The 12,214-nt window shown below is 44.4% G+C and carries 13 protein-coding genes; 11 read left to right on the top strand and 2 right to left on the bottom strand.

What is annotated here, in order from left to right; translation table 11 throughout:
* Positions 1–26: 26 nt before the first annotated feature.
* The 5 genes from argH (at position 27) to mnmG (ending at position 5,679) form a co-directional block, all read left to right on the top strand.
* On the top strand, positions 27–1,418 hold the full coding sequence (argH, locus tag FD735_RS09140) for an argininosuccinate lyase (protein WP_139659013.1): 1,392 nt from the start codon (positions 27–29) through the stop codon (positions 1,416–1,418).
* 160 nt (positions 1,419–1,578) lie between these two features.
* Positions 1,579–2,700, top strand: coding sequence for a tRNA 2-thiouridine(34) synthase MnmA (mnmA, locus tag FD735_RS09135; RefSeq protein WP_139659012.1), 1,122 nt, complete (start codon positions 1,579–1,581; stop codon positions 2,698–2,700).
* Positions 2,701–2,721: 21 nt separating this feature from the next.
* Positions 2,722–3,153, top strand: coding sequence for an SseB family protein (locus tag FD735_RS09130; protein ID WP_049504618.1), 432 nt, complete (start codon positions 2,722–2,724; stop codon positions 3,151–3,153).
* Positions 3,154–3,301: 148 nt separating this feature from the next.
* Positions 3,302–3,757 carry an NUDIX hydrolase gene (locus FD735_RS09125; protein WP_049504622.1) on the top strand — a complete coding sequence of 152 codons (456 nt, stop codon included), beginning with the start codon at positions 3,302–3,304 and terminating at the stop codon, positions 3,755–3,757.
* Between the two features lie 8 nt (positions 3,758–3,765).
* Positions 3,766–5,679 carry a tRNA uridine-5-carboxymethylaminomethyl(34) synthesis enzyme MnmG gene (gene mnmG, locus FD735_RS09120; protein WP_139659011.1) on the top strand — a complete coding sequence of 638 codons (1,914 nt, stop codon included), beginning with the start codon at positions 3,766–3,768 and terminating at the stop codon, positions 5,677–5,679.
* A gap of 47 nt (positions 5,680–5,726) precedes the next feature.
* Here mnmG and FD735_RS09115 read toward each other — a convergent pair whose 3' ends face one another.
* Positions 5,727–7,406, bottom strand: a complete 1,680-nt coding sequence (locus tag FD735_RS09115) for a ribonuclease J1 (RefSeq protein WP_070569451.1) — start codon at positions 7,404–7,406, stop codon at positions 5,727–5,729.
* 1 nt (position 7,407) lies between these two features.
* Positions 7,408–7,641 (bottom strand): DNA-dependent RNA polymerase subunit epsilon, encoded by a 234-nt coding sequence (locus FD735_RS09110; protein WP_000639581.1) that lies wholly within the window; start codon positions 7,639–7,641, stop codon positions 7,408–7,410.
* A gap of 237 nt (positions 7,642–7,878) precedes the next feature.
* Here FD735_RS09110 and FD735_RS09970 point away from each other — a divergent pair, with 237 nt between their 5' ends.
* The 6 genes from FD735_RS09970 to FD735_RS09080 all read left to right on the top strand — a co-directional run bounded on the left by FD735_RS09970 (position 7,879) and on the right by FD735_RS09080 (position 12,189).
* On the top strand, positions 7,879–8,001 hold the full coding sequence (locus FD735_RS09970) for a hypothetical protein (protein WP_255296283.1): 123 nt from the start codon (positions 7,879–7,881) through the stop codon (positions 7,999–8,001).
* 643 nt (positions 8,002–8,644) lie between these two features.
* Positions 8,645–8,860 carry a hypothetical protein gene (locus tag FD735_RS09100; RefSeq protein ID WP_000492029.1) on the top strand — a complete coding sequence of 72 codons (216 nt, stop codon included), beginning with the start codon at positions 8,645–8,647 and terminating at the stop codon, positions 8,858–8,860.
* A 251-nt stretch (positions 8,861–9,111) separates the two neighbouring features.
* Positions 9,112–9,795 (top strand): tRNA (adenosine(37)-N6)-threonylcarbamoyltransferase complex dimerization subunit type 1 TsaB, encoded by a 684-nt coding sequence (gene tsaB / locus FD735_RS09095; RefSeq protein WP_139659009.1) that lies wholly within the window; start codon positions 9,112–9,114, stop codon positions 9,793–9,795.
* A complete protein-coding gene (rimI, locus tag FD735_RS09090; protein WP_139659008.1) occupies positions 9,792–10,229 on the top strand; it encodes a ribosomal protein S18-alanine N-acetyltransferase in 438 nt (145 codons plus the stop codon). The genes tsaB and rimI overlap by 4 nt, the downstream gene beginning before the upstream one ends.
* Entirely contained in the window at positions 10,219–11,229 is a 1,011-nt protein-coding gene (gene tsaD, locus FD735_RS09085; RefSeq protein ID WP_139659007.1) for a tRNA (adenosine(37)-N6)-threonylcarbamoyltransferase complex transferase subunit TsaD, read from the top strand. Before rimI ends, tsaD begins: the two co-directional genes overlap by 11 nt.
* Before the next feature lie 96 nt (positions 11,230–11,325).
* The gene (locus tag FD735_RS09080) at positions 11,326–12,189 is read left to right on the top strand and encodes an XRE/MutR family transcriptional regulator (RefSeq protein ID WP_139659006.1); all 864 of its coding nucleotides are present in this window, start codon (positions 11,326–11,328) and stop codon (positions 12,187–12,189) included.
* Positions 12,190–12,214: the final 25 nt, after the last annotated feature.

Genomic DNA, 12,214 nt, shown 5'->3' with positions numbered 1-12,214 from the left:
GACGCGATAGAAAGGGACGACAGGATATGCCGAAAAATACAAAATTATGGGGTGGTCGATTTGAAAGCACTGTGGAAGAGTGGGTAGAACAGTTCGGTGCGAGTATTTCCTTTGACCACCAGCTGGCAAAATTTGATTTGATGGGTTCCCTAGCTCATGTTCAAATGCTAGGACAGACTGGCATTTTGAACTTGGAAGAGGCGGAGCAGATCCAAGATGGTCTGAAAGCTTTGTTGCGAGATTTAGAGGCAGGAGAGCTTCATTTTGATATTGCAAATGAAGATATTCATATGAATATGGAAGTGTTGCTGACAGAGAAAATCGGTCCTCTGGCTGGGAAACTACACACGGCTCGTTCTCGGAATGACCAAGTCGCAACGGATATGCACTTATATCTAAAGGAGCAACTTGGGCATGTCTTGGATAAGTTGGCGAATCTGAACAGTGTTTTGCTGGATTTGGCTGAAAAACATGTGGAAACCATCATGCCAGGCTATACCCATTTACAGCACGCCCAACCGATTAGTTTTGCCCACCATCTCATGGCTTATTACAATATGTTCCAAAGGGATAGCGAGCGTTTTGCATTTAACCTGAAACATACGGACCTATCTCCCCTGGGTGCGGCTGCCTTGGCGGGGACAACTTTTCCAATCAATCGTCAATTATCGAGTGATTTATTGGGCTTCCAACAACCCTATACCAATTCCTTGGACGCAGTGAGTGACCGCGATTTTATCTTAGAATTTCTGTCAAATGCCAGCATTTTGATGATGCATATGAGCCGTTTTTGTGAGGAAATCATCAATTGGTGCAGTTTTGAGTATCAGTATATTAGCTTGTCTGATAGCTTTTCAACGGGTTCATCTATCATGCCCCAGAAGAAAAATCCTGATATGGCCGAATTGATTCGAGGGAAGACAGGACGGGTTTACGGACACTTACTCGGACTATTGACCGTCATGAAGTCTTTGCCTCTGGCCTATAATAAGGATTTGCAAGAGGACAAGGAAGGCATGTTTGATACAGTAGAAACGATTTTGAATTCTCTGGATGTGCTGGCAGGTATGCTATCGAGCATGCAGGTTAATAAGGCCAAAATGCAGCAATCCACAGAGAATGATTTTTCAAATGCGACCGAACTGGCAGATTATTTGGCTGAAAAAGGCCTCCCTTTTAGAGAAGCGCATGAAATAGTAGGGAAATTGGTTCTAGACTCTATCAAGCATGGTAAAAACATCCAAGATTGGGATTTGAAGGAGTTGCAAGCCTACCATTCCTTGATTGAAGAGGATATTTATATCTACTTGCGCCCAGAAACCGCTGTTCAGAGACGGAATTCCTTAGGAGGAACCGGCTTTGAGCAAGTAAAATACCAGATAGAACAAGCGAAGAAAGAACTTGAAGGGGAAAATTGATTCGTTTGTAAAGTAAGAAAGAGAGGCTGAGATGATTTATCAGCCTCTTTCTTGTCTTCTCTAACCAAGCGTGTTATAATGAATACTGCTCAAGCGACCTTCAATCGTGAAGCACACACGACCTTCAATCGTGAATAAACGAATAGATGGGAGACTTACCATGAGTGATAACTCTAAAACACGTGTTGTCGTGGGGATGAGTGGTGGTGTTGATTCGTCGGTGACGGCTCTTTTGCTCAAGGAGCAGGGCTACGATGTGATCGGTATCTTCATGAAGAACTGGGACGACACAGATGAAAACGGCGTCTGTACGGCGACCGAAGATTACAAGGATGTGGCTGCGGTGGCAGATCAGATCGGCATTCCTTACTACTCTGTCAATTTTGAAAAAGAGTACTGGGACCGCGTTTTTGAGTATTTCCTAGCGGAATACCGTGCAGGGCGCACGCCAAATCCAGATGTTATGTGCAACAAGGAAATCAAGTTCAAGGCCTTTCTGGACTATGCCATGACCTTAGGCGCAGACTATGTAGCGACTGGGCATTATGCTCGAGTGGCGCGTGATGAGGACGGCATCGTTCACATGCTTCGTGGCGTGGACAATGGCAAGGATCAGACCTATTTCCTCAGCCAACTTTCTCAAGAACAACTCCAAAAAACCATGTTCCCCTTGGGGCATTTGGAAAAGCCTGAAGTACGAAAACTAGCAGAAGAAGCAGGCCTTGCGACTGCCAAGAAGAAAGACTCGACAGGGATTTGCTTTATCGGAGAAAAGAACTTTAAAGAATTTCTCAGCAACTACCTGCCAGCCCAGCCAGGTCGCATGATGACTGTGGATGGACGCGATATGGGGGAGCATGCGGGTCTGATGTATTATACGATTGGTCAGCGTGGCGGACTCGGTATCGGTGGGCAACACGGCGGTGACAATGCGCCTTGGTTCGTTGTCGGAAAAGATCTGAGCAAGAATATCCTCTATGTCGGCCAAGGTTTCTATCATGACTCGCTCATGTCAACAAGCCTAGAAGCCAGTCAAATCCACTTTACTCGTGACATGCCAGAGGAATTTACACTAGAATGTACGGCTAAATTCCGCTACCGTCAGCCTGACTCTAAGGTGACAGTTCATGTCAAAGGTGACAAGGCGGAGGTCATCTTTGCGGAGCCACAACGCGCGATTACACCAGGACAGGCAGTTGTCTTTTACGATGGCGAAGAGTGTCTCGGTGGTGGCTTGATTGACAATGCCTACCGCGATGGACAAGTTTGTCAGTACATTTAAGATTTTCTAAGAGGAAAGAGAATGTTTCAGTTTTTTAAGAAAAAAACGGCTAAAAAAGAGCAAACAATGAGTCTCTCTGACTATAAGAAAGAGTATTTGAGAGAGAAAACGACAGAGTCTATTGAAGCCTTGTTCAAGGAATTGAAACAAGCTAAAGTCTGGGTCCCCTTCAATGCTTCTCTAGTGAATGGGAGTGACGGACAAGAAGGTGCTCGCCTAAAACCAGATATTCTGCGAAAGGGAGACGACTACTTCTATCCTTGTTTCTTAACTGAACAAGATATTCCTAAGGACTATTATGACCGTTTTTCCTGGTTGCAATTGCTTCTTACGGACTGTTTAGTTGCTGCGGAAGAGATAGGGGAGTTTCCGGTGAGAGGGATTGTTCTGGATGCCTTCTCTGACCCAGTTGAGATTGACAAAGGAGCTTTTGAAGCGATTCGCCAATCATAGTACATTTAGATTGACAAATTTTCTCAATTTGCTACAATAATAACAGCAATAGAAATGATGGTCAAAGCTCATGGATGTTGCAGGCTTTTTGTCCTGCACTTCTTTGGAGTTTTGACTGTTTTTGTGTCGTTTAAGGGAAAGGAAAAAAATGACTCAACAAGACTTTCGGACAAAAGTAGGAAATACTGTTTTTGGTGTTCGGGCGACAGCCTTGATTCTCCAAAATTGCCAGCTCCTAGTTACCAAAGATAAGGGCAAGTATTACACTATTGGCGGTGCTATCCAAGTCAATGAAAGAACGGAAGACGCGGTAGTCCGTGAAGTGAGGGAAGAACTGGGTGTCAAAGCTCAAGCTGGGCAGCTAGCTTTCGTGGTTGAAAATCGTTTTGAACAGGACGGTGTTTCCTATCACAACATCGAGTTTCATTATTTGGTAGACTTGCTTGAAGATGCCCCATTGACCATGCAGGAAGATGAGAAAAGGCAGCCTTGTGAGTGGATTGATTTGGATAAACTCCAGAATATCCAGCTAGTTCCAGCCTTTTTAAAAACAGCCCTGCCAGATTGGGACGGCCAACTAAGACACATTCATCTTGAGGAATAGGAGAGAAAATGACTTATAATTTTACGGAAGAATACGATATTATTGTAATCGGTGCGGGACACGCTGGAGTCGAGGCTTCCTTAGCTGCCAGCCGTATGGGCTGTAAGGTCTTGCTTGCGACCATCAACATTGAAATGCTGGCTTTCATGCCTTGTAACCCTTCAATCGGTGGTTCTGCCAAGGGGATTGTCGTGCGTGAAGTGGATGCCCTTGGTGGCGAAATGGCTAAGACCATTGACAAGAGTTACATCCAGATGAAGATGCTCAACACTGGGAAGGGGCCAGCTGTCCGTGCCCTTCGTGCGCAGGCTGACAAGGAACTTTACTCTAAGGAAATGCGCAAGACAGTTGAAAATCAAGAGAATCTGACTCTTCGTCAGACCATGATTGATGAGATTTTGGTGGAAGATGGTAAGGTTGTCGGTGTGCGTACAGCAACCCATCAAGAGTATGCTGCTAAGGCCGTTATTGTGACGACAGGGACTGCACTCCGTGGGGAAATCATCATCGGAGACCTCAAGTACTCATCAGGACCTAACCACAGCCTAGCTTCGATTAACCTAGCTGATAATCTCAAGGAACTTGGGCTTGAAATTGGTCGTTTCAAGACAGGAACCCCTCCACGTGTCAAGGCTTCTTCTATCAACTACGATATGACAGAAATTCAGCCAGGAGACGAAGCGCCTAATCACTTCTCATACACTTCGCGTGATGAGGACTATGTCAAAGACCAAGTTCCATGCTGGTTAACCTATACCAATGGTACCAGTCATGAGATTATTCAAAACAACCTCCATCGTGCGCCTATGTTTACAGGTGTAGTTAAGGGTGTAGGGCCTCGCTACTGTCCGTCGATTGAGGACAAGATTGTGCGCTTTGCGGATAAGGAACGCCACCAACTCTTCCTTGAGCCAGAAGGGCGCAATACAGAGGAAGTCTATGTTCAAGGTCTTTCAACCAGTCTGCCTGAAGATGTACAGCGCGAGCTAGTTCATTCTATCAAAGGTTTGGAAAATGCTGAGATGATGCGAACTGGTTATGCTATCGAGTACGACATGGTCTTGCCTCACCAGTTACGTGCCACTCTGGAAACCAAGAAAATCTCAGGCCTTTTCACAGCTGGTCAGACAAATGGAACATCAGGTTACGAAGAAGCTGCTGGCCAAGGGATCATCGCGGGTATCAATGCAGCTCTGAAAATCCAAGGCAAACCTGAATTGATTTTGAAGCGAAGCGATGGTTATATCGGGGTCATGATTGATGACTTGGTGACCAAGGGAACGATCGAACCTTATCGCCTTTTGACCAGTCGAGCTGAATATCGTCTCATCCTCCGTCATGACAATGCCGACATGCGGTTGACCGAGATGGGACGCGAGATTGGGCTTGTGGACGATGAACGCTGGGCTCGTTTTGAGATTAAGAAGAACCAATTTGACAATGAGATGCAGCGTCTTGATAGCATCAAACTCAAGCCAGTCAAGGAAACCAATGCCAAGGTTGAGGAGATGGGCTTCAAACCATTGACTGATGCGGTGACAGCCAAGGAATTCCTTCGTCGCCCAGAAGTTTCTTACCAAGATGTGGTAGTCTTCATTGGTCCAGCTGCTGAGGACTTGGATGACAAGATTATCGAATTGATTGAAACAGAAATCAAGTACGAAGGCTATATTTCCAAAGCCATGGATCAGGTTGCCAAGATGAAACGCATGGAAGAAAAACGCATTCCAGCCAATATCGACTGGGATGACATTGATTCTATCGCAACAGAAGCTCGCCAGAAGTTCAAACTGATCAATCCAGAAACCATCGGTCAAGCTAGCCGTATTTCGGGAGTAAATCCAGCAGATATTTCTATTTTGATGGTGTACCTAGAAGGTAAAAATCGTAGTATTTCTAAGAATCAAGAAAAGAAAGCATAGAAAAACAGCTCCGAAGATGGGGCTGTTTTGTTGATTTTCGAAGAGTATTATTCTTCATCTGGTGTGAGGATCATCGGGATGATAATCGGCTCACGTTCCGTATTTTCATAGAGAAAGGGGCGAATGGCGTTGACAATAGCACCATTGACAGATTGCACGCTAGCATCTTTGTTCTTCAGTGCGATACGAATAGCATTGAAGAGGATACGTTGGCTTTGGCGAATCAAGTCGCCAGATTCCCTCATGTAGACAAAGCCTCGGCTGAGGATATCTGGACCAGATAGAATCATCTGCGACTTAAAGTCAACAGTTGCGACTGCTAGAACGACACCATCTTCAGATAGATCTCTGCGGTCTTTGAGGACAGCCGCACCGATTTCACCGATACGATTTCCATCAACATAGATGTCTTGGGCATTGAAGTGCCCTGCGATACGGGCTGAGTTAGCAGTAAGGGCAAGCACATCACCATTGCTCATGATAAAGATATTGTCCTTCTCGACACCCGTATCCACCGCTAGTCCAGCGTGGACTTTCTGCATACGATATTCACCGTGAACAGGCATGAAGTATTTGGGCTTGATCAAACGAAGCATGAGTTTTTGCTCTTGCTGACCACCGTGTCCAGAGGTGTGGATATTGTTAATCTTTCCGTGAATGACTTCGACACCAGCTTCTGAGATAATGTTAATCAGCTTGTTGACGCTAGTGGTATTTCCAGGGATAGGACTTGAAGAGAAGATAACGGTATCGCCGGGTTGAAGTTGCACCTGACGGTGGGTTCCGTTAGCGATACGAGAGAGGGCAGCCATCGGCTCGCCTTGACTACCTGTACAGAGGATCAGAACCTCGCCTGCAGGGTAGTCTTTGATTTCATTTGGCTCGATAAAAGTTCCCTTAGGAGCTTTGATGTAGCCAAGCTCGATACCGTTGACAATGGCCTTTTCCATAGAACGTCCAAAGACCGCAATCTTGCGTCCAGTCTTAACTGCAGCATCCGTTGCTTGCTGGAGACGGAAGATATTTGAGGCAAAGGATGCAAAGATGATACGTCCTTCGATGCCTTGGATAATCTTCATGATGGACTGACCAACGACTTTTTCAGAGTTGGTAAAGGTTGGAACTTCTGCATTTGTCGAGTCAGAGAGGAGGCAGAGTACGCCTTCTTCACCAAGGGCTGCCATACGGTGCAAGTCCGCTGGTTCCCCAACTGGAGTAAAGTCAAACTTAAAGTCACCCGTACAGACGATTTTACCTTGAGGAGTATGAATGACAATCCCCAAAGGCTCTGGAATGGAGTGGGTGGTTCTAAAGAAAGTTGCCTTGAGATTTTTAAAGGTCAACTCAGTATTGTGGTTGATTTCGTAAAGTTTGGCGTTGCGCAAGAGACCGTGTTCTTCGAGTTTTCCACGGATCAAAGCCAAGGCAAGTGGTCCAGCGTAGATAGGGACATTTGCTTGCTTGAGCAGGAAAGGAATTCCACCAATGTGGTCCTCGTGTCCGTGTGTGATCAAAACAGCCTTGACACGGTCGATATTGTCTACGATGTAAGAGTAATCAGGAATGACATAGTCGATACCCAGCAAGTCATCTTCTGGGAATTTAATCCCAGCATCGACGATGATAATCTCATCTTGGTATTCAATTCCGTAAGTGTTTTTCCCGATTTCTCCCAGACCACCGATGGCAAAAACGCCGACTTCTTCAGGTTTAAGAGTGTAGGCCATATTAGAACTCCGTAATCTCGAAAGCGCCAGTTTCTTTTTCGTAATCTAGCAATTTGTCAGACAAGAGTTCGATGAATTCGATGTTGTACTCTGGGCGGTTTTCTTCGACAAGTTGGCGAGCAGCGATACGTCCCTCAAGTTCTGAGTTGGCATCGATGTCTAGGTAAAGTGAGCGTGTTGTTTCACGACGTGGGCTACGTTCTTTTGTTTCTTGATAAAAAACTTTGTAAATCATATAGTTCCTTTCTATTTACAGGTCAGCTTATTCCAAACTTTTAGCAGAGATTTGCTTGATTTCATTCCATTTTGTGTCTAGATTGACCTTGATTCGTTACAATTATTTCAATTATACCACAAAATGAAAAATTAGTAAAAGACGGAAATGGAGAAAGTAGGGAGGGTAAGAAGGAGCAAAAAGACAGGTAGGATTTGGTCGGAGAGCGCTTAGGTGTTATAATTAAAGGGGGAATCTATGGAGATAGTAGATTTAAGGAAGAATACAGTTTTAGTTTCATTAATCGTTGGTGTAGATGGCTGGGACAGAATGATACCTTTGAAAAAAGAAAAACTCTTGAGAAATCTCAAGAGCAAATAAAAAGGCTGAGACAAAACTCGGGGATTTTCCTGGGGCAGTCCAGATGGTAGCACCTCTGCCTGAAGCGAATGCATCGCAACCTTTGAATGACTTGTCACCAAATCAAACTCGATCTCAGCTTTTACTTAATTCTATCATCTATGAGGCTAAGAAGTCAATCTATAAGTATAACGATGTAGAAATAGCAAGATGGAGTGGAGTGCTTACTGAACAGGCAAGGGAAAGTCCTTAATTTAAGAGTAAGCAAAAAAAGAGGACGTATCTGCTCAAGGGTTCTTTACAGCCCGAAGCTGAAAGTAGCACCTCACCCGTACTTGAAACAAGTACCTTTGAACGCTCTGTCACCAGTCGCCCTATGTTATCCTCTCGATATTTATACTTTACTATAACTTACTGAGGGAATCAACTTTAAAAGCATCAAAAAGCTCCTGACCGAAGTCAAGAGCCGTCAAACACTGGGGGCGAATTGTTCAATCGCAATTTCAGTTCTTTAGAAACCAAAGTTTCAGGGATAGCACTGCAACCCGAAGAGTAAACAACTCAACCTGATTTTCCTACCAATGTTGAATTACATTTTAACATTGATAGACCAACATTGTCAACAGTTTATATAAAAATAGCAATACCAAAAGGAGGATTAAGAATGTTTAGTTTGTTTGAATTTGCAGTAGGGGTTCGCCTCTTGATGTTTGTAGTCTTTGTAGCTTGTGTCTATGGGGGGAATGCCCTGTTTGTGCATCTGGAACACCGCAAAACAAAGTTCCTTTGGAAGCTTGCTTTTGTGACGCTCTATTCAATTTTTCTCCTCCTGGTCACCTATGTTGTCTGGCTCGTTTTCTACTTTGGTTTAAATGCCTAAAGTCAATTATTCCTCTAGATATACAGAAAATCCACCTCGTCTTTAGATGGGATGGATTTTTCTATTTTTAGGTGCTATCTTTATTGTTATGACGATGATTTCTAACGTCGACAATCGAGTTAAGGAATATATGACTTATTTACACTTCTTTTTGTCTAAGTGGTAGGCCTTTTTGTTTGGAAACAAAGAAAATTCCCATGCGTCAGCTTTTGTAGTATAATAGTAAGCAGACAAAAAGATAGGAATGTGTTATGAAAGTATTAGCTTTTGATACGTCCAGCAAGGCTCTTTCTCTCGCTATTTTAGAGGACAAGCAGGTTCTTGCCGAGACGACGATTAATATTAAGAAGAATCACAGTATTACCCTTATGCCTGCCATTGATTTTTTGATGGCCAGTTTGGATTGGACACCTAAGGATTTGGATCGAATCGTGGTCGCTGAAGGGCCAGGTAGCTACACAGGTTTGCGAATTGCGGTAGCAACTGCCAAGACCTTGGCTCATACCCTGAACATTGAGTTGGTTGGTATGTCTAGCCTCTTGGCTCTGGTGCCACGCCAACAAGAAGGCTTACTTGTTACTTTGATGGATGCGCGTCGCAACAATGTTTATGCAGGATTTTATGAAAATGCCAAACCTGTCATGCCAGAAGCACACTTGTCCTTTGCGGAAGTGCTAGAAAAAGTCAAGGATGCTGAACAGGTGACCTTTGTCGGAGAAGTTGGTCCCTTTGTGGAGCAGATCCAAGAACAGCTACCACAAGCTAGCTACCAAAAAACCTTGCCAAATGCAGCTAATCTAGCTTTGTGGGCATGGGACAAGGGAGCAGACTCCTTACACGACTTTGTACCAAATTACCTCAAGCGTGTCGAAGCCGAGGAAAATTGGCTCAAGAACCACACCGAGTCTGGTGAGTCCTACATTAAACGCCTATGATAGAAATCAAACGAATCCAAAGACAGCCTGACCTAGCTCAATCTATCTATGCTGTCATGGCAGATGTTTACCCAGTCAGCCCTTGGACACTGGAACAAATCCAAGCAGACCTGTCCCAAGGCCAGACTTGGTACGCTCTGGCTTATGATGGGACAGAAGTGATTGGCTTTCTAGCTGTGCAGGAGAATCTCTTTGAGGCAGAAGTCCTGCAAATTGCTGTCAAAGGAGCCTATCAGGGTCAGGGAATTGCGTCAGCCTTGTTTGCTCAATTGCCAGCGGATAAGGAGCTTTTCCTCGAAGTCAGAAAGTCAAACCAACGAGCGAAAGCATTTTACAAGAAAGAAAAGATGGCGATCATCGCTGAGCGAAAGGCTTACTATCATGACCCAGTCGAGGACGCCATCATCATGAAGAGAGAAATAGATGAAGGATAGATATATTTTAGCATTTGAGACATCCTGTGATGAGACTAGTGTCGCCGTACTGAAAAACGATGATGAGCTCTTGTCCAATGTCATTGCGAGTCAAATTGAGAGTCACAAACGTTTTGGGGGTGTAGTGCCAGAAGTGGCCAGTCGTCACCATGTCGAGGTTATTACAGCCTGCATCGAGGAGGCGCTAGCAGAAGCAGGAATTACCGAAGAGGATGTAACAGCCGTTGCCGTTACTTATGGACCTGGATTGGTTGGGGCTTTGCTAGTTGGTTTGTCAGCTGCCAAGGCCTTTGCTTGGGCGCATAGCTTGCCTCTAATTCCCGTTAATCACATGGCTGGTCACCTCATGGCAGCTCAGAGTGTGGAGCCTTTGGAGTTTCCTTTGTTGGCACTCTTGGTCAGCGGAGGACACACCGAGTTGGTCTATGTGTCAGAGGCTGGCGATTACAAGATTGTTGGGGAGACACGAGATGATGCGGTTGGTGAGGCCTATGATAAGGTCGGCCGTGTCATGGGCTTGACCTATCCAGCAGGTCGCGAAATTGATGAGCTAGCTCATCAGGGGCAGGATCTTTATGATTTCCCTCGTGCCATGATTAAGGAGGACAATCTAGAGTTTTCATTCTCAGGTTTGAAGTCTGCCTTTATCAATCTTCACCACAATGCCGAGCAAAAGGGAGAAAGCTTGTCCAAGGAAGACCTGTCAGCGTCCTTCCAAGCAGCAGTCATGGATATTCTTATGGCCAAAACCAAGAAGGCCTTGGAAAAATACTCTGTTAAAACTCTGGTCGTGGCAGGTGGCGTGGCAGCTAATAAAGATCTCAGAGAACGCCTAGCGGCCGAAATTACAGATGTCAAGGTCATCATTCCACCCCTGCGTCTCTGTGGAGACAATGCAGGTATGATTGCCTATGCCAGTGTCAGCGAATGGAACAAAGAAAACTTTGCAGACTTGGACCTCAATGCCAAACCAAGTCTTGCCTTTGATACCATGGAATAAAGAGTCAGCTTGAAGCTGGCTTTTTTGCTAAAATATTTTATAATATGTTAAAAAAGGAAAAGTTTTTACGAATAGAATAGTAAAGGGAGTTTGGCCATGATTGAAAAAATGGAATTGGGAGAATTTTACAAGGAATTGCGTCTGGCGAGAAAACTCAAGCAGTCAGATGTGGCTTGTGATGGACTGACAGCATCCCAGCTATCCAAGTTTGAACTAGGACAGTCTATGCTGTCTGCGGATAAGCTGATCCTAGCTATCCAAGGGATAAATGTGACCTTTGATGAGTTTGGGCACAAGCTCAACAACTATCAAGAATCCCCACACATACGATTTGGTCGAAAGGTTGTGGATCGTTTTGCCCATCAAGATATAGCGGGTTTAGAGCAACTGTTGGAGGAAGTCGAACAAGAACAGATAGCGCAGACCTATCGTCGTTTGAACGCTATTGTGATTAAAAATGCTATCCATTCCTTGGATAAAAGCTATCTACTCGAAGAGGAGGATCGTGAGTTTTTGACCACTTATCTCTATGCTATCGAGTCTTGGACCTGGTTTGAACTTTATATTTTTTGTAATACCATGCCCTTCTTGAGTAATCAGGACCTAATCTTTTTATCCACCTCTTTACTTGAAAAATCCAAGGAATTTAAAGAGTTAGTACACAATCGATTGTATATGAAACAAGGACTGTTAAATATCATCTCAGAGCTCATGGAGCGCAAACTTTTTTCTTATATCCCAATCTTTGAAGCCGAGTTGGAGAGCATGCTCCGTCCATACGATGTTTTTGAGAAATTATTGTGGCAGTTTTTAAAGAAGATGAGCATTTTCCTTCAAACCAAGGGAAGTAATCAAAAAGAGATTGAAGACTTTATCCAATCTCTACAAGTATTAGAAAATCCACAATTAACAGCCCTTTTTGAACTACGCTTACAGCAATATAAAGACCTTATCGATTAACAAACAATCGCAAAAATGAAATTTC

It is taken from the genome of Streptococcus sp. 1643 (genome assembly GCF_006228325.1).
In the GTDB taxonomy this organism is placed as follows: domain Bacteria; phylum Bacillota; class Bacilli; order Lactobacillales; family Streptococcaceae; genus Streptococcus.
This window is presented reverse-complemented; position numbering and strand designations above follow the sequence as displayed.